This is a genomic window from Sphingomonas sp., assembly GCF_017304635.1.
GTDB lineage: Bacteria > Pseudomonadota > Alphaproteobacteria > Sphingomonadales > Sphingomonadaceae > Sphingomonas.
The window spans coordinates 1,005,853-1,029,350 of the sequence record NZ_JAFKMA010000001.1; the positions used below are offsets into that span (position 1 = coordinate 1,005,853).

23 protein-coding genes are annotated in these 23,498 nt (G+C 68.0%); 12 read left to right on the plus strand and 11 right to left on the minus strand.

The window, feature by feature from the left end; translation table 11 throughout:
* Positions 1–62: 62 nt before the first annotated feature.
* The 4 genes from J0I47_RS05055 to hisI are packed head-to-tail and all read right to left on the minus strand — an operon-like array spanning position 63 to position 3,203.
* Positions 63–1,865: an acyl-CoA dehydrogenase C-terminal domain-containing protein gene (locus J0I47_RS05055; RefSeq protein ID WP_294045343.1), complete on the minus strand. Its 1,803-nt coding sequence runs from the start codon at positions 1,863–1,865 to the stop codon at positions 63–65.
* Positions 1,866–1,875: 10 nt separating this feature from the next.
* Positions 1,876–2,301, minus strand: coding sequence for a MerR family DNA-binding transcriptional regulator (locus J0I47_RS05060; protein WP_294045345.1), 426 nt, complete (start codon positions 2,299–2,301; stop codon positions 1,876–1,878).
* 48 nt (positions 2,302–2,349) lie between these two features.
* Positions 2,350–2,847, minus strand: a complete 498-nt coding sequence (locus J0I47_RS05065; protein ID WP_294045346.1) for a hypothetical protein — start codon at positions 2,845–2,847, stop codon at positions 2,350–2,352.
* Positions 2,844–3,203, minus strand: a complete 360-nt coding sequence (hisI, locus tag J0I47_RS05070; RefSeq protein ID WP_294045347.1) for a phosphoribosyl-AMP cyclohydrolase — start codon at positions 3,201–3,203, stop codon at positions 2,844–2,846. The genes J0I47_RS05065 and hisI overlap by 4 nt, the downstream gene beginning before the upstream one ends.
* Before the next feature lie 118 nt (positions 3,204–3,321).
* Between hisI and purF the strand changes: the two genes are divergently transcribed.
* Both purF and J0I47_RS05080 read left to right on the plus strand, forming a co-directional pair.
* On the plus strand, positions 3,322–4,770 hold the full coding sequence (purF, locus tag J0I47_RS05075; protein WP_294045349.1) for an amidophosphoribosyltransferase: 1,449 nt from the start codon (positions 3,322–3,324) through the stop codon (positions 4,768–4,770).
* 6 nt (positions 4,771–4,776) lie between these two features.
* Entirely contained in the window at positions 4,777–5,484 is a 708-nt protein-coding gene (locus J0I47_RS05080; protein WP_294045351.1) for an SDR family NAD(P)-dependent oxidoreductase, read from the plus strand.
* A gap of 139 nt (positions 5,485–5,623) precedes the next feature.
* Here J0I47_RS05080 and J0I47_RS05085 read toward each other — a convergent pair whose 3' ends face one another.
* The 5 genes from J0I47_RS05085 to J0I47_RS05105 all read right to left on the minus strand — a co-directional run bounded on the left by J0I47_RS05085 (position 5,624) and on the right by J0I47_RS05105 (position 12,307).
* Positions 5,624–6,832: a cyclopropane-fatty-acyl-phospholipid synthase family protein gene (locus J0I47_RS05085; RefSeq protein WP_294045352.1), complete on the minus strand. Its 1,209-nt coding sequence runs from the start codon at positions 6,830–6,832 to the stop codon at positions 5,624–5,626.
* 59 nt (positions 6,833–6,891) lie between these two features.
* Positions 6,892–8,265, minus strand: coding sequence for a deoxyribodipyrimidine photo-lyase (locus tag J0I47_RS05090; protein WP_294045353.1), 1,374 nt, complete (start codon positions 8,263–8,265; stop codon positions 6,892–6,894).
* A 35-nt stretch (positions 8,266–8,300) separates the two neighbouring features.
* The gene (locus J0I47_RS05095) at positions 8,301–9,332 is read right to left on the minus strand and encodes a 2-oxoacid:ferredoxin oxidoreductase subunit beta (protein ID WP_294045355.1); all 1,032 of its coding nucleotides are present in this window, start codon (positions 9,330–9,332) and stop codon (positions 8,301–8,303) included.
* Entirely contained in the window at positions 9,329–11,263 is a 1,935-nt protein-coding gene (locus J0I47_RS05100) for a 2-oxoacid:acceptor oxidoreductase subunit alpha (protein WP_294045356.1), read from the minus strand. The genes J0I47_RS05095 and J0I47_RS05100 overlap by 4 nt, the downstream gene beginning before the upstream one ends.
* Before the next feature lie 108 nt (positions 11,264–11,371).
* Positions 11,372–12,307: a histone deacetylase gene (locus J0I47_RS05105; RefSeq protein WP_294045357.1), complete on the minus strand. Its 936-nt coding sequence runs from the start codon at positions 12,305–12,307 to the stop codon at positions 11,372–11,374.
* A 38-nt stretch (positions 12,308–12,345) separates the two neighbouring features.
* Between J0I47_RS05105 and J0I47_RS05110 the strand changes: the two genes are divergently transcribed.
* The 6 genes from J0I47_RS05110 to J0I47_RS05135 are packed head-to-tail and all read left to right on the plus strand — an operon-like array spanning position 12,346 to position 17,609.
* Positions 12,346–13,320 (plus strand): alpha/beta hydrolase, encoded by a 975-nt coding sequence (locus J0I47_RS05110; protein WP_294045358.1) that lies wholly within the window; start codon positions 12,346–12,348, stop codon positions 13,318–13,320.
* On the plus strand, positions 13,317–13,811 hold the full coding sequence (locus tag J0I47_RS05115) for an RNA pyrophosphohydrolase (RefSeq protein WP_294045360.1): 495 nt from the start codon (positions 13,317–13,319) through the stop codon (positions 13,809–13,811). Before J0I47_RS05110 ends, J0I47_RS05115 begins: the two co-directional genes overlap by 4 nt.
* Before the next feature lie 44 nt (positions 13,812–13,855).
* Positions 13,856–15,061 (plus strand): hydrolase, encoded by a 1,206-nt coding sequence (locus J0I47_RS05120; RefSeq protein ID WP_294045361.1) that lies wholly within the window; start codon positions 13,856–13,858, stop codon positions 15,059–15,061.
* Entirely contained in the window at positions 15,058–16,074 is a 1,017-nt protein-coding gene (locus J0I47_RS05125) for an arginine N-succinyltransferase (protein WP_294045363.1), read from the plus strand. The genes J0I47_RS05120 and J0I47_RS05125 overlap by 4 nt, the downstream gene beginning before the upstream one ends.
* A gap of 2 nt (positions 16,075–16,076) precedes the next feature.
* The gene (locus J0I47_RS05130) at positions 16,077–17,342 is read left to right on the plus strand and encodes an N-succinylarginine dihydrolase (protein WP_294045873.1); all 1,266 of its coding nucleotides are present in this window, start codon (positions 16,077–16,079) and stop codon (positions 17,340–17,342) included.
* Positions 17,343–17,393: 51 nt separating this feature from the next.
* Positions 17,394–17,609 carry a hypothetical protein gene (locus tag J0I47_RS05135; RefSeq protein ID WP_294045364.1) on the plus strand — a complete coding sequence of 72 codons (216 nt, stop codon included), beginning with the start codon at positions 17,394–17,396 and terminating at the stop codon, positions 17,607–17,609.
* Positions 17,610–17,722: 113 nt separating this feature from the next.
* Here J0I47_RS05135 and gatA read toward each other — a convergent pair whose 3' ends face one another.
* Entirely contained in the window at positions 17,723–19,207 is a 1,485-nt protein-coding gene (gene gatA / locus J0I47_RS05140) for an Asp-tRNA(Asn)/Glu-tRNA(Gln) amidotransferase subunit GatA (RefSeq protein WP_294045365.1), read from the minus strand.
* Between the two features lie 112 nt (positions 19,208–19,319).
* Positions 19,320–19,622 (minus strand): Asp-tRNA(Asn)/Glu-tRNA(Gln) amidotransferase subunit GatC, encoded by a 303-nt coding sequence (gatC, locus tag J0I47_RS05145; RefSeq protein WP_294045366.1) that lies wholly within the window; start codon positions 19,620–19,622, stop codon positions 19,320–19,322.
* 65 nt (positions 19,623–19,687) lie between these two features.
* Between gatC and J0I47_RS05150 the strand changes: the two genes are divergently transcribed.
* From J0I47_RS05150 to J0I47_RS05165, 4 genes are read left to right on the plus strand one after another with little or no spacing between them, the layout of a single operon-like run.
* Entirely contained in the window at positions 19,688–20,794 is a 1,107-nt protein-coding gene (locus J0I47_RS05150) for a DUF3089 domain-containing protein (RefSeq protein WP_294045367.1), read from the plus strand.
* Positions 20,791–21,252, plus strand: coding sequence for a Holliday junction resolvase RuvX (gene ruvX / locus J0I47_RS05155; RefSeq protein ID WP_294045369.1), 462 nt, complete (start codon positions 20,791–20,793; stop codon positions 21,250–21,252). Before J0I47_RS05150 ends, ruvX begins: the two co-directional genes overlap by 4 nt.
* A 51-nt stretch (positions 21,253–21,303) precedes the next feature.
* Positions 21,304–22,290, plus strand: a complete 987-nt coding sequence (locus J0I47_RS05160; RefSeq protein ID WP_294045370.1) for an aspartate carbamoyltransferase catalytic subunit — start codon at positions 21,304–21,306, stop codon at positions 22,288–22,290.
* Entirely contained in the window at positions 22,287–23,486 is a 1,200-nt protein-coding gene (locus J0I47_RS05165) for a dihydroorotase family protein (protein ID WP_294045371.1), read from the plus strand. Before J0I47_RS05160 ends, J0I47_RS05165 begins: the two co-directional genes overlap by 4 nt.
* The last annotated feature ends 12 nt before the right edge of the window (positions 23,487–23,498 follow it).

Below are 23,498 nucleotides of genomic sequence, written 5' to 3' on the forward strand. Positions count from 1 at the left end.
ATTGAGCGTCGAGCAAGCCGCCCGGTGGACCCCGGCACCAGGCCGGGGTGACGATTATTGTCTTACGCCGCCGCGAACATCTCCGGCGGCAGGGCCATGACGGCTTCCGCCCCGCCCTCGATCTTGCGGCGCAACGCGCCGGCATCGGGCAGCACGCGCTCCGCATAGAAGCGCGCAGTCGTCAGCTTGGCATCGAGGAACGCGGCATCCCCCTCGCCCGCCGCTTTCAGCAGGGCCGCGGCGGCGGCCATGCGCAACCACATCAGCCCGACCGCGACCACGCCCATCAGCGTCATGTAGCTGTACGCCCCCGCGCCGACATTGTTGGGGTTGGTCATGCCGTTCTGCAGGAACCACATCGTCGCGGCCTGCAACTCGTTATTGGCCTTCTCCAGCCGCGCGGCGAAATCGGCGGTCGCTTCGACACCCTTCGCCGCGGCAACTTCGTCACCGACCACCTTGAACAGCGCCTGCACCGCACGCCCACCGTTCGACGCCAGCTTGCGCCCGACCAGGTCCATCGCCTGCACGCCGTTGGTGCCTTCGTAGATCATCGCGATCCGGGCATCGCGGACATACTGCTCCATCCCCCATTCCTGGATGTAGCCGTGCCCGCCATAGACCTGCTGCGCGTTGGTCGCGGTGGCGTAGCCGATATCGGTGCCGTAGCCCTTGATGACCGGGGTCAGCAGCCCGACCAGATCCTCGGCCAGCTGCCGCTCCGTCTCGTCGCTCGCGGCATGTTCGAGATCGACCTGGAGCGCGCCCCACAGGCACAATGCGCGCAACCCCTCGGTCATCGCCTTCGCTTCCATCAGCATGCGGCGGACGTCGGGGTGGACGAACAGCGTGTCGGCCTTTTCCTGCGGCTCGGCGGGGCCGGTCAGCGCGCGGCCCTGGCGGCGATCATGCGCGTACTGAACGGCGTTCTGGTAGGCGGTCTCGGCGACCCCCAGCCCTTGCAGCCCCACGCCCAGCCGCGCCGCGTTCATCATGATGAACATCGCGGCGAGACCCTTCATCTCCTCGCCGACCAGCCAGCCGGTCGCGCCGTCATAGTTCATGACGCAGGTCGCGTTGCCGTGGATGCCCATCTTGTGCTCGATCGAGCCGCACTGGACGGCGTTGCGCGCGCCGAGCGAGCCGTCGTCGTTCACCAGCACCTTCGGCACCACGAACAGCGAGATGCCCTTCGAACTGTCCGGCGCGCCGGGCGTCTTCGCCAGGACGAGGTGGATGATATTGTCGGTCAAGTCGTGCTCGCCCGCCGAGATGAAGATCTTGGTGCCGGTGATCGCGTAGGAGCCGTCGGCCTGCGGTTCGGCCTTGGTGCGGATCAGGCCGAGGTCGGTGCCGCATTGCGGCTCGGTCAGGTTCATGGTGCCGCCCCACTCGCCCGAGATCATCCTGGGCAGGTATTTCGCCTGCTGCTCCGGCGAGCCCTTGGCGATCAGCGCGGCGATCGCGCCGTGGGTCAGACCCGGATACATAGCGAATGCCATGTTCGAGGAGATCATATATTCCTGAAATGCCGTCGACACGACGTGCGGCATCCCCTGCCCGCCGAACTGCTCGGGCGCCGACAACGTACCCCAGCCCGACGCGACGAACTGGTCGTATGCCTGCTTAAACCCCTTGGGCGTCGTCACGCTGCCATCGTCATGGCGCGTGCAGCCCTCCTGATCGCCCGACTGGTTGATCGGGAACAGCACCTCGGCGACGAACTTGCCGCCTTCTTCCAGCACCGCGTCGATCGTGTCGGGCGTCGCATTCTCGAACCCCGGCAGATTGGCGTAGCGCGACAGGCCGAGCACATGGTCTAGGATGAAGCGCGTATCGCGGACGGGCGGCGTGTAGTGGGGCATGGTTAGGGTCCTAGTCCTTCCGGTCGGCGCGTGCGCCCGCTTCGAGCAGCGCGGTGAATTCGGTGAGTTCGGCGATGGCGGCGTCGATGTCGCGCTTCTGCGCGGTCAGCGTCTCGATCCGGTTGTGGCAGCGGTCGATGGTCCGCTGACGCTGGGTCCGGCGACCGTCGCCGACATCGTACAGGTCGATCAGTTCGCGGATGTCGGTCAGCGAGAAGCCGACGCGCTTGCCGCGCAGGATCCACGCCAGCCGCGCGCGATCGCGATGCGAATAGATGCGCTGCGTGCCCCGCCGTTCGGGCGCGATGAGCCCCTCGTCCTCGTAGAAGCGCAACGCGCGTGCCGTCACACCGAATTCGGCGGAGAGATCGGAAATCGAGAAGGCATCGCGGTCGGCGAGCGGCTCGATTGGCGCATAGGACGGCACCCAGGGCATGCCGCCATCCTACCGCAGCTTTACGTTTACGTCAAAGGGAAGCGGCGCTCAGTCGCCGGCGCATAACGGCTGCCCACGTCGGTCGCGCAAGCCACCGGCCTCGTCGGACGAATCGCTCAGCCGCTCGACGCCCAGCCCCGCCAGCGATGCGCGTTCGGTACACGCCTTCTGGCATGCATCGGGCAACGCGCCGGGCAGGTTGATGCGGTCGCCCTCGAACCGCGCATCGAACGAGCAACCCGGCGCCGATGTCAGCGCGACGTGCAGCGCCTCCCCGGCACGAGTCGCGGTACCGCGCCCCGTGCAATAATATTGATCCCCGTACGTGACGGTGATGCCGATCCGATAGCCCGTCGCCCCCGGCACCAGGCACAATTTGTCGTTGTCGCGGGCATACAGTCCCGTCGGGTCGCCGGCCGCCGGGTCGGCGACGATCCCGGCCGCGACCGCCGCCGCTTCCAAGCTGGTCGGCGCCGGCTGCGTTGCGTTCGCCGACTCGCGCTGGCACCCACCGAGCAGAAGCAGCGCGACCAGCGCCCGCTTCACGCGATGCGCTCCAGTCCGGTTCTCGTCACGCGCCGATAGAAACAGGATCGCTCGCCGGTGTGACAGGCCGGCCCGGCCGGATCGACGATCAGCCACACCGCATCCTGGTCGCAATCGATCCGGATCTCGCGCACCGCCATCGTGTTGCCGGACGTCGCGCCCTTGCGCCACAACTCGCCCCGGCTGCGCGACCAGAACGTCGCATGGCCGCTCGTGATCGTCGCGTTCAGCGCCTGGCGGTTCATGTGCGCGACCATCAGCAAATTGCCGTCCGGATCGCTCACCACCGCGGTGATGAGTCCGTTGGCGTCCCATTTCGGATCGAGCGTCAGCCCGGAATCGCGCGAGTCGGTCATGCGGCTTCCTTACCCGCCTCGCAAACACGACAAAATGCACGATCGGTCGATGACAAATGCGCGACAAAGCCGATCCCCGTCACTATATGGCCCTCGCGCCACGGCATCCGGGAAGCCCATGCTGACGACCAATCCCTTCGATGACGATAAACTCCGCGAGGAGTGCGGTGTGTTCGGCGTGTCCGGCGCCGACGGCGCGGCCGCGCTGGTCGCACTCGGTCTCCATGCGTTGCAGCATCGCGGCCAGGAAGCGGCCGGCATCACCAGCTGGGACGGTGCGCATTTCCACAGCCATCGCGCGATGGGGCACGTGGCGGGCAATTTCGACCGCGACGAGATCATGGGCGCGTTGCGCGGCAACGTCGCCTGCGGCCATGTCCGCTATTCGACCACCGGCGAAACGGCGCTGCGCAACGTCCAGCCGCTGTTCGCCGACCTGGCCAGCGGCGGCTTCGCGGTTGCGCATAACGGCAACATTTCCAACGCGATGTTCCTGCGCGACGACCTCGTCGCACGCGGCGCGATCTTCCAGTCGACCAGCGATACCGAGGTCATCCTGCACCTCGTCGCGACCAGTTCGTATCGCGATCCGCTCGACAAGTTCATCGACGCGCTGCGCCGGGTCGAGGGCGCCTATTCGCTGATCGTGATGACGTCGCAGGGGATGATCGCCTGCCGCGACCCGCTCGGCATCCGGCCGCTGGTGATGGGCAAGCTGGGCGACGCCTATATCTTCGCGTCGGAGACGGTGGCGCTCGACGTGGTCGGCGCCGATTATGTCCGCTCGATCGAGCCGGGCGAACTGGTGCTGGTCGAGGACGGCAAGCTCCGTTCGCTGCGCCCGTTCGGCGATCATCGCCCGCGCCCGTGCATCTTCGAATGGGTCTATTTCTCGCGCCCCGATTCGATCGCCGGCGACCAGTCGGTCTATTCAGTGCGCAAGGCGATCGGTGCGCAACTGGCGATCGAGGCGCCGGTCGAGGCCGACCTCGTCATCCCCGTCCCCGATTCGGGCGTGCCCGCCGCGATCGGCTATGCCCAGCAGAGCGGCATCCCGTTCGAACTCGGCATCATTCGCTCGCATTATGTCGGTCGCACGTTCATCCAGCCCTCGGCGGAGGTGCGGCGGCTCGGCGTCAAGCTGAAGCACAACGCCAACCGCGCGCTCATCAAGGGCAAGTCGATCGTGCTGGTCGACGATTCGATCGTCCGTGGCACCACCAGCTTAAAGATCGTCGAGATGATGCGCGAGGCCGGCGCGCGCGAGGTCCATATGCGGATCGCCAGCCCGCCGACGACCAATTCGTGCTTCTACGGCGTCGACACGCCCGAGCGTGAGAAGCTGCTCGCGTCTCGTCTGAGTCTCGCCGGCATGACCGATTTCATCCACGCCGACAGCCTGGCGTTCGTCAGCATCGACGGCTTGTACAAGGCGCTGGGCGAAGCGGGCCGCGACGACCTGACGCCGCGCTATTGCGATGCGTGTTTCACCGGCGACTATCCGACTCGCCTGACCGATCACGATGCGATGGACGCCGAACTCGCGCTGCACGAAGCCGCTGAATAGGGATTCATGACCAGGAAATTCGAAGGACAACTCGCGCTGGTGACCGGCGCGAGCCGGGGGATCGGCGCGGCGATCGCACATAAGCTGGCGGCGGAGGGCGCGCACGTCGTCCTGACCGCGCGGTCGGCCGGCGCATTGGAGCAGGTCGAGGAAGCGATCCACGCTGCCGGCGGCACCGCGACGATCGCGCCACTCGACCTCGCCGAAAGCGACAGCATCGCCAAGCTGGCGACCGCGATCGGCGAGCGGTGGCCGGCGCTCGACATGCTGGTGCTCAATGCGGCGACCTTGGGCTCGCTGTCGGCGGTCCCGGCGATCGATCCGGGCGAGTTCGCGCGCGTGATGACGCTCAACGTATCGGCGCAGGCCGCGCTGATCGCGGCGTTCGATCCGCTGTTGCGCAAGTCGACCGACGCCCGCGTCGTGGCGATGACCTCCAGCGTCGGCCGCCAGCCGCGCGCTTATTGGGGCGGGTACGGCGCGTCGAAAGCGGCGATGGAGACGCTCGTGTTGGCCTATGGCGAGGAAGTGTCGGGGGTCAGCAAAGTCCGCGTCGCGGTGATCGACCCCGGCGCCACGCGCACCCGCATGCGCGAGCGCGCCTATCCCGGCGAGGATCCGGCGAGCGTCAAGCCACCCGAGGCCGTGGCGGAACGCATCGCGGCGCTGCTCGGCGAGGATTTCGTGTCGGGACATTGCGAGCGGGTCGGCTGATCCACTGGCGATGTTGGGTTTAGCATGCCAAGCCGCGGCATGCTTTTCGAACGTGTTTCAGGCCGGTCGGCGGTCGCATGCTTGGGGCCGCTACCCCCGTCAATTTTGTCAAGTTTGGCGCTGACCGGCCAGGCGGACGTCAGCGCGCCTTCACCAGCGTCACCTGCGCGACATCGATCGCCCCGCCGCGGAACCCGCCTTCGCAATACATCAGATAATAGCGCCACAAGTCGATGAAATATCTGTCGAACCGCGCCGGCAAAAGCCCTTCTGCGACCGCCGCGTCGAATGCCACGCGCCAGCGCCGCAGCGTCTCGGCATAATCGAGCCCGAAGGCGTGACGGTCCTGCCAGGCCAGTCCGTGCCGCTCGGCGATGGCGCGGAAGCGACTTTCGGACAGCAGCATCCCACCGGGAAAGACGTAACGCTGAATGAAATCGACGTTGCGAGCGTAACCGTCGAAGATCGCATCGTCGATCGCGATATACTGGATCGCCGCGCGGCCACCGGGCTTCAAGGCGCGGGCGATGGCGGCGAGGTAGTCGGGCCAATATTCCTCGCCCACCGCCTCGACCATCTCGATGCTGACGATGCCATCGTACGTATCACCGACGTCGCGATAGTCGATCAGGTCGATCGTCACGCTGTCGAGCCCTAGCCGCGCCATCCGCGCTTCGGCAAAGGCGCGCTGGTCGGTGGAAAGCGTGATGCCGTGGACGCCGACCCCGGCCCTCGCCGCGGTCTCGGCGAACGACCCCCAGCCGCACCCGATCTCCAGGATGCGATTACCCGTGCCGCATCCGGTCCGTGCCAGCATCGCCGCCAGTTTGGTGTCCTGCGCCGCCGTCAGATCCTGTCCCGGCGCCGCGAACACCGCGCTCGAATAAGTCATCCCCGGATCGAGCCACAGGGCGTAGAAATCGTTGCCCAGATCGTAATGCTCGTGGATGTTCCGAAGCGCCCCCGCTCGGTCGTTGCGTCGCGCCCGGTGCCATTGCCGCCGCAGCCATCGACCCAGCCCCTGCGCCCGCCCGGCCGGCGCCAGCGTGCGGCGATTGCGCGTGAACAGTTCGAACAGGGCGACCGGATCGGGGCTTTCCCATTCCCCCGCCGCCCACGCCTCGTACCAGCCCGCCGATCCGCCGGTCGCCAGCCGCCATAACGACCACCACGAACGCAAGATGACGATCGCTTCCGGCCCCGGCGCTCGTCCACCGAGTCGCATCGGCTCGCCGCCGGGAAGCGATGTCAGGATAGCCCCCTCGACGATGCCGCGATCGATCCGGGCGAGCACGCGCCGGCCGAACCAGCCGAGCGGGCTGGGGCGGCGGCGTTTGGTTCGGGTCACGGCGACGTCCATCGCGCGGCGTCATGCCAAAGCGGCGGCGCTCCGCCAAGGCACTTGGGTTAGCGAACCGCGCGTCCGGCGGCCAAGGCGCGCTCGCGGGCCTCACGATGCCCGATCAGCTTGGCGGGATAGGCATCGGGCTTGCACCCGGATGCCTCGGGATCGTGGATCGCCGCATCGGACAGGCCGCGCAGTTCGGACACCCATTCGCGGATATAATCGGCGGCGTCGAACTTCTCCGATTGCGCGAGCGGCGCCATGATCCGGCCCCACATATTGGCGTCGATCCCGGTGCCCGCGACCCACTGCCAGTTCACCGAGTTGTTGCCGTAATCGCCGTCGACCAGGCAGTCCCAAAACCACCGCTCGCCCTCGCGCCAGTCGATCAGCAGATGCTTGATGAGGAAGGAGGCGGCGATCATCCGGACGCGGTTGTGCATCCAGCCGCTCGTCCACAACTGGCGCATGCCGGCGTCGACGATGGGGTAGCCAGTGAGCCCGCGCTGCCACGCCCGGAAATCGGCCTTCGCCGCCTTGCCCGTCCGCCACGGGAGCTTGTCGAAGCGGTCGCGGCCATTTTTCGCGCCGTATTTCGGCAGCTGGAGGATCACGTTCTGCGCATAATCGCGCCACGCCAACTCGCCGAGGAATACGCGGACCGAACCGCCCTTCCCCGCCAGCCGGTGCCAGACCTGCGCCGCCGATACTTCACCGAAGTGAAGATGCGGCGATAGCCGTGAACTGCCTTCGACCGAGGGCAGATTGCGGGTGTGATCGTAGTCGGCGACCGCATCGACGAAATCGTCGAGCCGGTCGTGCGCTCCGGCTTCGCCCGGCGTCCACTCCTTGCCGAACCCGGTCGACCAGTCGGGCTTGGTCGGGAGCAAATCCCAATCCGCCAACACATCGCTCGCGGGCCATGTAGTAGGTGCCGGGATCGCTCGCGGTCGATTGTGCGGATGCGGCGGCGGCATGACGCCATCGAGCGCGCGGCGGAACGGCGTGTAGATCTTGTACGGCGTCCCGCTACCGGTCATGATCGATCCGGGCGACGCGAGATAATTGCCGTCGTGAAGGATCAGGTCGAGCTGCTTGGCGACCGCATCCTCAGCCGCCCGCCACCACGGCTCGTAATGGCTGATCGCATGAACGGCCTGCGCGCCGACCGCCTTGGCAACCTTCGTCAGTTCCTCGGCGCAATCGCCCCGGCGCAGGACCAGTCGCGATCCGCGCGCGCGCAAATCCTTGTCGAGGCTGGCGAGACTATGATGCAACCACCAGCGCGACGCACCGCCCATCCGCCATTGCCCGGCGACATCATCGTCGAGCACGAAGACCGGCACCACCGGCCCCTCCGCGATCGCCGCGGCCAGCGCGGGCTGGTCGGCGAGGCGCAGATCACGGCGGAACCAAAGGAGGTCAGGATCAGGCATTCATCGACGGTACGGTCGGCGCGCCCGTCGGTTCCCTACTCCGCGCGCGGCTCCTTCTCGACCATCCAGGTCTGGCCCTGGCTGAGCAATTTCTGGAGGTTCGCTGCCTTGCCCTCGCTTGCTGCCGTGTTCTGCGCGACGACGGCGCTGTCGAAGGTCGGCGCGGGGTCGTCGTACAGCACGCCGAGCGCCATCGGGAACGACCCGAACGGCATCTCGACCAGCATGTGCGCGAGGCCGCGGTTGGTCTGGTCGTGCACCGCGACCCCCGCCGCCTGCCAGTCGCCGCCCGCCACGTCGACGACCTTCAGCACCAGCCGCTCGACGTCCATCGCCAGCCCCTTGGTGCCGCCGTCGAACAGCAGCGGCTTGCCGTGCTCGACCCACATCTGGTTGCCGGCATTGGGCTTGGCCGTGAACGACGCGAAGACGTCGTCGTTATAGACGATGCAGTTCTGGAAAATCTCGACGAACGCCGCGCCCTGGTGGGCATAGGCCGCCTTCAACACCATCGGCAGGTTCTTGTGCACGTCGATCCCGCGCGCAACGAACCGCGCGCCCGAGCCAAGCGCGAACGCACACGGCGTTGCCGGGCGATCGACCGAGCCGAACGGGGTCGACGGGCTGCGTGTGCCGACCCGCGACGTGGGCGAATATTGCCCTTTGGTCAGGCCGTAGATCTCGTTGTTGAACAACAGCACTTGGCAGTTCAGGTTCCGCCGCAGCAAGTGCATCGTATGGTTGCCGCCGATCGACAGCGCGTCGCCGTCGCCGGTGATGATCCACACGTCGAGATCCGGATTGGCGAGCTTGACCCCCGTCGCCACCGCCGGCGCGCGGCCGTGGATGGTGTGGAAGCCGTACGTCTCCATGTAATAAGGGAAGCGCGACGAGCAGCCGATGCCGCTGACGAACACGGTATTTTCGGGCCGCGCGCCGATTTCCGGCATGGTCCGCTGCACCGCCTTCAGGATGGCATAGTCACCGCAGCCGGGGCACCAGCGCACCTCCTGGTCGGTCTCCCAGTCCTTGGGCAGCGACTTCGCGGACGGGGTCATGTCGTTCATGGATTGACGGCCTTGATCGAGGGCAGTTCGGTGCGATCGGCGGCGACCTCGCCGCCTTCCCCACCCGCCAGCATCGCGTCGATCGCGGCTTCGATCTCGGCGATGCGGAAGGGCTGGCCCGACACCTTGTTGAGCGGCTTCGCGTCGACCAGGAACTGATCGCGGAGCACGGTCTTTAGCTGGCCGGTGTTCATCTCCGGCACCAGAACATGGTCGAACCGCTTGAGCAAGGAGCCCAGGTTCTGCGGCATCGGCCAGATGTGGCGGATATGGATGTGGCTGACGTCGAGCCCTTTGCGCCGCGCGCGTCGCACCGCCTGGTGGATCGGCCCGAAGGTCGAGCCCCAGCCGACCACCACGAGCTTCCCGCTATCCTCGCCGAGCTCCACCGCCTGGTCTGGCACCTTGATCCCCGCTACCTTGTCGCGGCGCGTGTCGGTCATCGCCTGGTGGTTGCCGGGCGAATAATCGATGTTGCCCGTCCCTTGCGCCTTCTCGATCCCGCCGATGCGGTGGAGCAGGCCGGGGGTGCCGGGCTTGACCCATGGCCGCGCGAGCTTGGCGTCGCGGGCATAGGGCTTGAACCCCTCGGCCGGCGCTTCCTCGAGGAACTGGACCGGGAACGGCTCGTACGTGCTCACGTCGGGCACCTTCCACGGCTCGGCGGCGTTGGCGATATAGCCGTCGGTCAGCAGCATCACCGGCGTCATGTACTGCGTCGCGATGCGGCACGCTTCGATCGCCACCTCGAACGCGTCGGCGGGCGAGCGCGCGGCGATCACCGGCATCGGCGCGTCGCCGTTTCGCCCGTAAACCGCTTGGTATAGGTCGCTTTGCTCGGTTTTGGTGGGAAGTCCGGTCGACGGTCCGCCGCGCTGCGAATTGACCACCACCAGCGGCAATTCGGTCATGATCGCGAGCCCGATCGCCTCGCCCTTCAGCGCAATTCCGGGCCCCGACGACGAGGTGACGCCGAGCTGTCCGGCATAGCTCGCGCCGATCGCCGAGGCAACCGCGGCGATCTCGTCCTCCGCCTGGAAGGTGGTGACGCCGAACTCCTTGAGGCGGCTCAGATGATGCAAGATCGCCGACGCCGGCGTGATCGGATAGCCGCCGAAGAACATCGGCAGGCCCGCGAGTTGCGCGCCTGCGACTAGCCCCATCGACACCGCTTCCGCACCCGTCACGGTGCGATAGAGCCCGGGCTCGGCGGGCGCGGCCGGCACGCTGTGCTGCTTGAGCGGGCCCGAAATCTCCGCCGTCTCGCCATAAGCATGGCCGGCGTTGATCGCGGCGATGTTCGCCTCGGCCAGCGTCGGGTTCTTCGCGAACTTCGCCTTCAGCCAGTCGATCAGCGGCTGGCGGTCGCGATCGAACATCCACAGCGCGAGCCCCAGCGTCCACATGTTCTTGCAGCGGAGCGCTTCCTTGTTGCCCAGCCCGAACGGCTTCACCGCGTCGAGCGTCAGCTGCGAGATGTCGAACGCCAGCAATTGCCACTTCGCCAGGCTGCCGTCCTCCAGCGGGTTGGCGTCGTACTTGGCCTTGGCGAGGTTGCGCTCGGTGAACTCGCCGCTGTCGGCGATGATGAGCCTGCCGAGCTTCAGCGCCTCCACATTGGTCTTGAGCGCGGCCGGGTTCATCGCGACCAGCACGTCGAGCGCGTCGCCCGCCGTCTCGATCGAGGTCGAGCCGAAATTGATCTGGAAGGCGCTGACCCCGAACAAGGTGCCGAGCGGTGCGCGGATCTCCGCCGGAAAATCGGGGAAGGTCGACAGGTCGTTGCCGGCCAGCGCGGTCGACAGCGTGAACTGGCCGCCGGTCAGCTGCATGCCGTCACCGGAGTCCCCGGCGAAACGGACGACGATCGATTCAGCGGACGGATGCGCCGACGCCTCGGCGGGGGTGATTTCGTGTGTGGCAGTCGCCATGCCTGTTCCTAGCGAGATAATCGCGACATGCTCTAGGCCGTCCCGCGACGGTGGCCAACCAAAGTTTGCGCCCGCCCTCAGTGTAGCAGTTTTTCACCCCAATCGACGCTAATCACGCGATAGCGTTGCGGCTCGGCCTGCCGCGACGACGCCATCGTTGCGCCCCAGCGTCAGGATCGTCGCGACGTGGCGGCGGGCGATGGCGAGGACGTCGTCGCCATAGCCGCCGCCGACGGTGCTCACGAGGGGGATGCGGCGGGTGCGTGCGAGGTCGGCGATCAGGCGATCGCGGCGGATCAGCCCCTCCTCGCTCAGCGCGAGACGGCCGAGGCGGTCGCCGACAAAGGGATCGACGCCGCCCTGGTACAGGATCAGATCGGGCCGTTCGGCATCGAGCAGCGGGGTCAGCGTCGTGCCCAGCGTCTCAAGATAGGCGTCGTCGCCGATCCCGTCCGCCAGCGGCACGTCGAGCGTCGAGCGGGCCTTGCGCGCCGGGAAGTTTTTCTCGGCATGGATCGAATAGGTCGCGATGCCGGGCCGGCCGGCGGTGAGCGCGGCGGTGCCGTCGCCCTGGTGCACGTCGCAATCAACGATCAGCACGCGGCCAACGACGCGCTCCTCGGTCAGGCGGATCGCCGCGATCGCGAGGTCGTTGAACACGCAATAGCCGGCGCCGGTGTCGTACAGCGCATGGTGGCTGCCCCCTGCCCCGTTCGCCGCATAGCCGCGCTCCAGCGCCAGCCTGGCTGCAAGGTATGTACCACCGGGCACCACCTGCGCCCGGCGCGCGACGATCTCGTTGACTGGAAAGCCGATCCGCCGCTCCTTCTCGCGCGGGACCTGGGCGGCCAGCACCTGCGCCACGTAATCGGGGTCGTGCGCCGCCTCCAGCCAGCGCAGCGGCATCGGCTCGGGGACATGCCACTCGATCACAGCGTCCGACTCGCGCAGCAGATCGCGGATCGCGCCGTTCTTGTTCCACGGATAGCCCGAACGCGGCAGGCCCGGCGCGACGTAATCCGGATGATGGACGACCGCGATCATCCTGCCTAGGTACGGTGGAAAGCCGAGAGAGGATAGCGATGACCGACCCGTACGTGCGCCCCGACGTCCGCCAGTTCCTGCAATTCCTGGCCAACATTCCGGGGCCGAAGATGCACGAGCTCGATGCCCCGGCGGCGCGCGCGCAATACTTCGCGATGAAGGATATCGCTGACCCGCCGGCCGGGCAGCTCGGCACGATGCTCGACCTGACCGTTCCGGGGCCGGCGGGCGATATCCCCGCGACCCTGTTCGATCCGCGCGCCAGCCGCGAGCCGGGGCCGGCAGTGGTGTTCTATCATGGCGGTGGGTTCGTGATCGGCAACGTCGCGACGCACGCCAGCTTCTGCGCGGAGATGGCGCGCACGCTCGATCTGCCAGTGATCTCGGTCGATTATCGCCTCGCGCCGGAGGCGCCGTGGCCCGCCGCGCCCGACGACTGCGAGGCGGCGGCGCGTTGGGTGGCAGAGAGCCCGGCGGCGCTGGATCGCGCGGTGACGGCGCTGATCCTGGCGGGCGACAGCGCGGGGGGTAATTTGGCGGTGGTGACGGCGATGGCGCTCCGCGATGTACCCGCCAAGGTGCCGGTGATCGCGCAACTGCCCTTCTATCCGGCGACCGATATGGCGACCGAGTATCCGTCGTACAGCGAGTTCGCCGACGGCTATCTGCTGACTCGCGACGCGATGGAGTGGTTTGGCGCGGCCTATGCGGCGGAAGCGGAGCATGTCCGCACGTCGCCGCTCCGCGGTGACCTCGCCGGACTGCCGCCCGCAGTGGTGCTGACGGCGAGCCTCGACCCGATCCGCGACCAGGGGCGCGCCTATGCCGCCGCGCTCGCCAAAGCCGGCGTGCCGGTCGTGTTCCGCGAGGCGAAGGGGCAGATCCACGGCTTCATCACGCTGCGCCAGGCGATCCCATCGGCGGTCGGGGACGTGGCGGGCGCGCTCGCCGCGCTCAAGGATCTGGTGGTCGAGGCCGAGGGCGAGCGCGTCATGGCCCAGGCCGCCGCATGACCGATCTCGCCGACCTTCCCTACCGCCCCTGCGCCGGGGTAATGCTGGTCAACCACGCCGGCAAGGCGTTCGTCGGCCAGCGGCTCGATGCCACGACCGAAGCGTGGCAGATGCCGCAGGGCGGGATCGATCCCGGCGAGGACGCGCGGACCGCCGCCGTGCGCGAGCTGGGCGAGGAGATCGGCGTCGGGCCGAAGCATATCGACTTCGTGGCGCAGGCGCCGGGCGAATTCACCTACGACCTGCCCGCCGAGCTGATCGGCAAGGTGTGGAAGGGCAAGTATCGCGGCCAGCGCCAGACGTGGTTCCTCTATCGCTTCACCGGCGAGGATACCGACATCAACCTCGCGACCGCGCATCCGGAATTCATGTCGTGGCGCTGGGTCGATCCGGCGGAACTGCCGTCGCTGATCGTCCCGTTCAAGCGCAAGCTGTACGAGGACGTGCTGGCGGCGTTCGCTGGGGAGTTGGGCGAAAAGATCGGCAACTAATACCCAACCTTCACTCCAGCCAATCGAGCGGGTAGAGCGTCGGGATGACGCTTCCGACCGACAGCGCCGCGATCCTCGACCGGGTCGGTGCCGAACCGATGCTGGCGAACACGCGAGCCTGGGCGGCGGTCAATAGCGGGACGCGAAACCTGGGCGGGCTGGCGACGATGGCGGGGCTGCTCGCCGATGCCTTCGCCGCGCTGCCGGGTGACATCGCGCTCCATGAACCAGCGCCGGCGAGCGCGGTCGGCGCCGACGGCACCACCAGCGCGATCGAGCATGGCCGCCACCTCGTCCTGCGCGTGCGGCCCGACGCGCCGGTGCGGATGCTGTTCACCGGGCATATGGACACGGTCTATCCCGCCGATCATCCCTTCCAGACGCTGACCACAATCGACGCCAACACGCTGAACGGCCCCGGCGTCGCCGACATGAAGGGCGGCCTCGCGCTGCTGCTCGCCGCTTTGAAGACCATCGAGGAAACCCCGCTCGCCGCGCGGATCGGCTATGATGTACTCATCAACTCGGACGAGGAAACGGGTTCCTTCTCCTCCGCCGCGCTGATTGCCGAACTGGCGCGCGGTAAGGTCGCGGCGCTGACCTACGAGCCGGCGCTGGCCGACGGGACGCTGGCGGGCGCGCGTAGCGGCACCGGCAATTTCTCGCTCGTCGTACATGGCAAGAGCGCGCATGCCGGGCGCAATCCGGACGAAGGTCGCAACGCGATCGTCGCAGCGAGCGACCTGGCGGTCCACCTGTTCGCGGCACGGCGCGAAGGGCTAGCGGTCAATCCGGCGCGGATCGAGGGCGGCGGGCCGAATAATGTCGTGCCCGATCTGGCGGTCCTGCGCGTCAACTTCCGCCCCGCCTCGCCAGAGGCCATCGTAGCCGCCCAGGCCGCGCTCGACGACGCCGTCGCCGGAGTCGCGAGCAACCACGACGTCCGCATCGAGCTTCACGGCAGCTTCAACCGCCCGCCCAAGCCGATCGACCCCGCCGCCGCGCGCCTGTTCGAGCTGGTCCGTGGCGCCGGCCACGACCTCGGTCTCACGATCGGATGGAAAGAGACCGGCGGCGTGTGCGACGGCAACAACATCGCGGCGTGTGGCGTGCCGGTGGTCGACACGATGGGCGCACGAGGCGGCGCGATCCATTCAACGGACGAGTTTCTGCTGGTCGACTCGCTGCCCGAACGTGCCGCCTTGTCGGCGCTGACCATCCTCAAGATCGCCGAACAGGGGGGCGTGTGAGCTTTCGAATCCGCGCGGCGCAGGACGCCGACATCGACCATCTCTACGAAATGGCCAAGCTGACCGGGGGCGGGTTCACCAACCTGCCGGCCGATCGCCCCGCGCTGAAGCGACGGCTTGACCAGAGCGGCGCGGCATTCGCGCGAGGCGACGATAAGCTCGACGACGACGTATTCGTGTTGATGCTGGAGAATATCGACACCGGCGACGTCCGCGGTACCTGCCAGCTGTTCAGCCAGGTCGGCCAGAAGCACCCGTTTTATTCGTACCGCATGGGCACGCTGACGCAGCAGAGCGAGGTGCTCGACCGCACGTTCCGCGCCGAACTGCTGAGCCTGACCACCGACCTGGAAGGGTCGAGCGAGGTCGGCGGGCTGTTCCTTCATCCGGGAGAGCGGGCCGGCGGGCTCGGCATGCTGCTCGCGCGCAGCCGCTACCTGTTCATCGCGATGCATCGCGCGCGCTTCGCCGACCGCGTGCTGGCAGAGCTGCGCGGGATCATCGATGAGGCCGGCGGCTCGCCGTTCTGGGACGGGCTGGCGGGGCGGTTCTTCGGGATGAATTTCCAGGACGCCGATCGCTTCAACGCAATGCATGGACACCAGTTCATCGCCGATCTGTTCCCCAGGCACCCGATCTACGTCGCGATGCTGACCGAAAGCGCGCGCAGCGTCATCGGCCTGCCCCACCCCTCCGGCCGGGCCGCGATGCGGATGCTGGAAAGCGAGGGGTTCGCGTTCGAGAAATATATCGACATCTTCGACGGCGGCCCGACCATGACCGCGCGGACCGACCGCGTGACCAGCATCGCCAACGCGACGACCGCAACGATCGTGGCGATCGACGAGGATGGCGGCGATCGCGCGCTGGCGGCGTGCGGGCAACTCACCGATTTCCGCTGCACCTTCACGCGTATCCGCCCGGCGGCGGGCGGGGTCGTGATCGACCGCACGGCGGCGGCGGCGCTGGGCGTCGGCGAGGGAGACGCGATCACCTATGTGGCGCGGGCGTGAGCGTGCTCGTCGAGATCAATTTCGACGGTATCGTCGGGCCGAGCCACAATTACGCCGGGCTGAGCCACGGCAATCTCGCTGCCACCGCCAATGCCGGCCGGGTGTCGCGCCCACGCGAAGCAGCGCTGGAGGGCGTGACGAAGATGCGCGCGAACCTGGCGCTGGGGCTGACGCAAGGGACCCTGTTGCCGCACGACCGGCCCAATGACGCCTGGCTTGCGGCGCTGGCGACCGAGTACGACGCGGCGCCCGCGTACCTAAGGGCGCAGGCGCTGTCGGCGTCGGCGATGTGGGCGGCGAACGCGGCGACGGTCTCCCCTGCCCCCGATACCGGCGACGGCGCGTGCCACCTGACCGTCGCCAATCTGATGACGATGCCGCACCGCAGCCACGAATGGCCGCAGACGCTGGCGCAACTTCGCCTCGCCTTCACCGACCCGGCGTTCTCGGTGCACGGTCCCGTCCCCGCCCCGTTCGGCGACGAGGGCGCCGCCAACCACATGCGGCTGTGCGAGCAGCACGGTGCGCCGGGTGTCGAACTGTTCGTCTATGGCGAGCCCGGTGGTCGCTTTCCGGCACGGCAGCGGCGCGAGGCGTGCGAGGCGGTCGCGCGGGCGCATCGGCTCGATCCGGTGCGAACGATCTTTGCCCAGCAATCTAATGAGGCGATCGCGGCCGGCGCGTTCCATAACGACGTCGTCGCGGTCGCCAACGAACGCGTGCTGTTTGCACACGAACAGGCGTTTGAGGACAAGGCGGCGCTCTATGCCGAGATCGCCGCCGTGGCACCCTGGGCGGAGATCGTCGAAGTGCCCGCCGCGCGGGTCAGCTTGGCCGACGCGATCGCCTCGTACCTCTTCAACGCACAGCTCGTGACACCGCCCGATGACGCGATGACGCTGATCGTGCCGGGCGAAGCGCGCGACAATGCGGCGGTGTGGGGCTGGTTGCAGGACATGCTGGCGGGCAATGGCCCGATCCGCCGGGTCGAGGTGGTCGACGTGCGCCAGTCGATGGCGAATGGCGGCGGCCCAGCGTGCCTGCGACTGCGCGTGGTGTGCGATCCGGCGACGGTCGATCCGCGCTTCCTGGTCGATGCCGCAAAGCTCGACCGCATCGCCGCGGTGATCGAGGCGCACTGGCCAATCGAGATCGCCGCCGACTCGATTGCCGACCCGACGCTGATCGCGCGCATCCGGGCGGCGCGCGCGGCGCTGCTCGACGCGCTCGATCTGTCGGATTTACTGACAGTTAACCCTGTTGCTTAATCCGAAGCCACGGATTTCCGCCGTTGGCACGGTGCATGCGTTAACGCAGGCATGTGGACCAAGCTCGCGCGCCTGTTCGTCATCAAGACCAAGTTCGAAGCGTTCGCGGTGATCTACGCGCTCGGCCTGGGCGCGGTGGAGCGTGGGATGCATTACCTTCAGCAATATCCTGGCGTCGGCGGCTGGCTGCTGTTCGCGTGCTGCCCGGTCGCCGTGTTCATGGCCGGCGCGCGGATCCTCGATTCGGTGGAGCGGTCACACGGGTGAGATGCGCGGAAGGCGCCGCGGCGAAGCCGCGTCGTCGGTCGGGAGCGTTGCCCCACCTGCCGGACTCGTCGCCGAGCCGCAAAATAGCTTCCGCTATTTCGCTGCGGCGAGCCTCACCACCACTGATCCGGCCGCGCGACGAACCCGGCCCGCTCTTCCAGCGCCAGCCCCGCGTTCAGCACGCTTTGCTCGTCCAGCGCCTTGCCGATCACCTGCAACCCCAGCGGCAGGCCGGCCGCGTCTAGCCCGCCCGGCACCGACATCGCGGGCAGGCCCGCAAGGCTCGACGGCACGGTGAAGACGTCGTTCAAATACATCGCGATCGGATCGGCCGACTTTTCGCCCAACGCGAACGCCGCCGATGGCGCTGTCGGCGTGAGCAGCAGGTCGCATGACTTCCACGCTTCGTCAAAATCGCGGGCGATCAGCGCGCGGACCTTCGACGCCTGCGTGAAATACGCATCGTAGAAGCCGGCCGACAGCACGTACGTCCCGATGAGGATGCGGCGCTTGACCTCCGGCCCGAACCCGACGGCACGCGTGGCGGCGTACATCTCCTGGAGATTCGCGCCCTCGGGCAAGTCACGCAGGCCGTAGCGCACGCCATCGTAGCGCGCGAGGTTCGACGACGCCTCCGCCGGGGCGATGATGTAATAGGCCGGCAGCGCGTATTTGGTGTGCGGCAGCGAGACATCGACGATCGCCGCCCCGGCATCGCGCACCCAGTCGATGCCCTGCTGCCACAGCGCCTCGATCTCCGCCGGCATGCCGTCGACACGATATTCCCTGGGGATGCCGATCCGCTTGCCGGCCAGGCTGGCGTTCAGCCCCGCCTCCCACTTCGGCACGTCGAGTTGCAGGCTGGTCGCATCCTTGGCGTCGAACCCGGCCATCGCCTCCAGCATGATCGCGCAGTCGCGGACGTCGCGCGCCATCGGCCCGGCCTGGTCGAGGCTGGATGCGAACGCGACCACGCCCCAGCGCGAGCAGCGGCCATAGGTCGGCTTGATCCCGGCGATCCCGGTGAACGCGGCGGGCTGGCGGATCGAGCCGCCGGTGTCGGTGCCGGTCGCCGCCGGGCACAGCCGCGCGGCGATGGCGGCGGAGCTGCCGCCCGACGATCCGCCCGGCGCGAGCGCGGCGTTGCCGCCGTCATTGCGCCGCCACGGCGAGATGACGTTGCCGAAATAGCTGGTCTCGTTCGACGACCCCATCGCGAACTGATCCATGTTGAGCTTGCCCAACATGCCCACGCCCGCGTTCCACAAATTCTGGCTGACGGTCGATTCGTATTCGGGCGTGAACCCTTCGAGGATGTGGCTCGCCGCGGTCGAGGCGACGCCCTTGGTGCAGAACAGGTCCTTCATCCCGATCGGCACGCCGGCAAGCGGCTTGAGCTCCTCGCCCTTGGCGCGCGAGTCGTCAGCGGCCCGGGCGGCGGCGAGCGCGTGATCGGGGGTTTCGACCAGGAAGGCGTTGAGCGTCTTCGCGGCGGCGACCCGCGCGGTGAACGCCTCCGCCACCTCGGTCGCGGAGAAGGTGCCGGCACGCACGCCATCGCGGATGGCGGCGACGCCGAGATCGGTGAGGTCGGTCACTTCAAATACTCCGTCATCCCCGCGAAAGCGGGGACCCGACTCCTGAGGGAGCCGCAAGGTGCAACAGTCGAGTGATGGGCCCCCGCTTTCGCGGGGGTGACGATCGAAGGCATCACTCGATCACCTTCGGCACGGTGAAGAAGCCATGTTCCGCTTGCGGCGCATTCGCCAGCACGGCGTCGCGCTTGCCGCCGGCGGTCGCGGGATCGGCATCGACTACGTCGTCGCGCAGGCGCAGATGGTTGGAGATCACTGCGGTCATCGGCGCGACGCCCGACGTGTCGACCTCGCCCAATTGCTCGATCCAGCCCAGGATGTTGTCGAGTTCGGGCGCGATCCTCGCGACTTCCTCGTCGGTGATCGCGATGCGGGCAAGGCTCGCGATCTTCTTCACGGTGGCGGTGTTGACGGACATAGAGGCGCGGCTAGCCAGCGGCGCCCGAGATTGCAACCGCCGCCGCCTTCAGGCACGGGCGCGGCGTGGCTCGCAAGTTCCTTTACGTCATCGTCGTCCTGATCCTGCTGGCGATCGCGGGAGCATTCGCCTACCGCTTCTTCGGCAAGCAGTTGATGCGGATGGCGCTGGTGCCGAGCGAAGCGTTCGTCGCCGCCCCGCCCGAGCCCGCCGCCGCCTACGCCGACAGGAAGATGTGGATCGCGCGGCCTGATCTGCCTGGCAATCCAGCCATGTGGACGCCGCCCGGCTACGGCGTGCCGGCGGCGGCGCCGGTCGCGGTGTTCTACATCCACCCGACCTCCTACATCGATCGCGCGCACTGGAACGCGCCGGCAGACGACGAGCGCGCCAATTCCTATGCCGACCTGTTCACCAAGGGGCAGGCGTCGGCGTTCAACCAGGTCGGCCAGATCTGGGCGCCGCGCTATCGCCAGGCGACGTTCGGCGCGTTCCTGACCGGGCAGAAGGAAGCGGGCCAAGCGCTCGACCTCGCCTATCGCGACGTGCTCGCAGCGTTCGACGCGTTCGTGCAGCAGATCGGGCCGGATCGCCCGATCATCCTGGCCGGGCATAGCCAAGGGTCGCTCCACCTGACACGCCTGCTCCGCGACCGGATCGCGGGGACGCCGCTCGCGCAGCGGATCGTCGCCGTCTACGCGATCGGCTGGCCGATCTCGCGCACCGCCGATTTGTCCGCGCTCGGCCTGCCCGAATGCCGGGCGGCGGATCAGAGCGGCTGCATCCTGTCATGGCAGAGCTTCGCCGAGCCCGCCGATCCCAGCCAGGTCCTCGACCTGTTCGATCAGACGACGGGGCCGACCAGCATAGCCCGGCGCGGCACTGCGCTGGTCTGCACCAACCCGCTGACCGGGACCGCAGACGCAACCGCGCCGGCGAGCGCCAATCTCGGCACGCTAACCTCGTCGGCCGATTTCCAGACCGCGACGATGGTCGCGAACACGGTGCCGGCGGCCTGCATTGGGCGCGGTATCCTGAGCATCGGCGCGCCAATCGACATGGGCAAGTATGTGCTGCCGGGCAACAACTACCATGTGTACGACTACTCGCTGTTCTGGGCGAACATCCGGGCCGATGCGGCGCGGCGGTTCGCGGCTTTCAGCAAACGATGATTACCGCCGATCGCTCCGTCTTCCGCGACGCTTTGCCGTCGGGCGGGCGGCTGCTCGGGCTCGATGTGGGGACGAAAACGATCGGCACCGCCTTGTGCGACGCCGGGTGGAGCTTCGCGAGCCCCGCCGAGTTGATCCGCCGCACCAAGTTCACCGCCGACAAGGCCGCGCTCGCCACGCTGATCGCCGCGCAGGGCGTGAAGGGGCTGGTCGTCGGCCTCCCCCTCAACCTCGACGGCAGCGATTCCCCGCGCACGCAATCGACTCGCGCCTTCGCCCGCAATCTCGCCGATCTCAGCCTGCCCATCCTGCTGTGGGACGAACGTTGGTCGACCCAGGCGGTCGAGCGCCAGATGATCGCCGAGGACCTGTCCCGCGCCAAACGCGCCGAACGCGTCGACAAGCTGGCGGCGAGCTACATCCTGCAAGGCGCGATCGATGGCCTGACCGCGAGCTGACCGCAACCGGTCGTTGCGCGATCGGCGGGCAGCGGCTAGGCGATGGCTTTAATGTCATCCTCGGACCACCGCCCCGCCGCCCTGATCGCAGGCGGCGCCGTTTTCCCGCACCGTCACCTGACCGGTATCGCCGATCTGCTGCCGCACGAGATCACGTTCCTGCTCGACGAAGCGGAACAGTGGATCGCGGCCAATCGCGCGCATGCCAAGCCCGACAAAAGGCTGGCCGGACTCACCCAGATCAACGCCTTCTTCGAAAATTCGACGCGCACGCTGCTGAGCTTCGAGATCGCCGGCAAGCGGCTCGGCGCCGATGTCGTCAACATGCATGCCGGGCAATCGAGCGTGAAGAAGGGCGAGACGCTGATCGACACCGCCCAGACGCTGAACGCGATGCGCGCCGACATGATCGTCATCCGCCACGCCAGTTCGGGCGCGGTGCGGCTGATCGCCGGTAAGGTCGATTGCCCGGTACTCAACGCCGGCGACGGCAGTCACGAGCATCCGACCCAGGCATTGCTCGACGCACTGACGATCCGGCGGCGGCGCGGGAGCATCGCGGGGCAGCGTGTGGTGATCTGTGGCGATATCCTTCACAGCCGGGTCGCGCGGTCAAACATCCTGGCGCTGACCGCGCTCGCCGCCGAAGTCCGCGTGGTCGCGCCGGCGACGCTGATGCCGGCGGCGATCGAGCGGATGGGGGTGACGCCTTTCGCCGATTTCGATGCTGCACTGGACGGCGCCGACGTGGTGATGATGCTGCGGTTGCAGAACGAGCGGATGGACGGCGCCTTCATCCCGTCGACGCGCGAGTTCCACCTACGTTACGGCCTGACGGTCGAGCGGCTGAAACGGGCCAAACCCGGCGCACTGGTAATGCACCCGGGGCCGATGAACCGCGGGGTCGAGATCGATTCGATCGTCGCCGACGGCGTGCAATCGGCGATCACCGAACAAGTCGAGATGGGCGTCGCGGTGCGCATGGCGTGCCTGGACGTGCTGACCCGGCGGGCGCGCGGCGTGGAGAGCTGGGCATGACCGCGCTTCGCTTCGTCAACGCGCGGATCGTCGGCGCCGAGGGCGTGACTGACGGCGAACTCGCGGTGCGTGAAGGCATGATCGTCGATGCCCCCTCCCCCGACGCGGCCACGATCGATTGCGGCGGCAAGCTGCTGGCGCCGGGGATTGTCGATCTCGGCGTGTTCGCGATCGATCGCGCGGCGTTTCGCGCGGGCGGCATCGTTCGAGTCGGGCTTATGCCCGACCAGTCACCGGTGCTCGACGATCCGGGCATCGTCCAGCGCGCGTCGCTGGTCGGCAAGCCGCATCTGTGGATCCACCCGATCGCCGCCGCGACCAAGGGCCTGAAGGGCGTCGACCTCGCCGAGATGGCGATCATGAAGGGAGCCGGCGCGCGCGCGGTCGCGACCGGACGGCGCTGGATCGCCGATTCGGGGGTGATGGCTAAAGTCTTCGCCTATGCCCGCGAGCTCGACTTGACCGTCATCACCCATGCCGAGGACGCTGGGCTGACCGCCGGCAAGGTCGCGACCGCCGGGGAGACCGCGACACGGCTCGGCCTGCCCGCTGCGCCCGCGCTGGCCGAGCCGCTGGCAATCGCGCGCGACCTTGCGCTGGCGGAGGAGACTGGCGCGCGGCTTCATATCCGGCAGGTCACGACGGCGGCCGGGTTCGACTTGGTGCGCAGCGCCAAGCGGCGCGGCGTCGCCGTGACGTGCGGGATCACCCCGGCGCACTTGCTGCTGTCGGACATCGCGATGAGCGACTTCCGTACCTTCGCGCATCTGTCGCCGCCCTTGCGCGACGAGAGCGACCGCCGCGCGGCGCTGGCGGCGCTCAAGGACGGGACGATCGACGTGCTGTGCTCGGGCCACGATCCGCGCGGGCCGGAAGAAAAGCGCCTGCCCTTCGCCGATGCGACCGCGGGCGCGTCGGGGGCGGAGACGTTGCTGGCCCTAGCGCTATCGCTGCAACTGCCGCTCGAGCGCCTGTTCGCGCTTCTCGCCGCCAATCCGGCAAAGGTGCTCGGGCTCGATACGGGGGCGTTGGCGCCGGGCCAGTCGGCCGACCTGATGCTGCTCGATCCGAACGCACCGTGGCAGGTCAAGGGCGACGCGCTACTCGCCCGCGCCGGCAATACGCCGTTCGACGGCCTGCCGGTGCAAGGCAAGGTGTTGCGCTTGTGGAAGGGCGGGAAGGAAATTCCGGCCTAGCGCGCCGCCTAC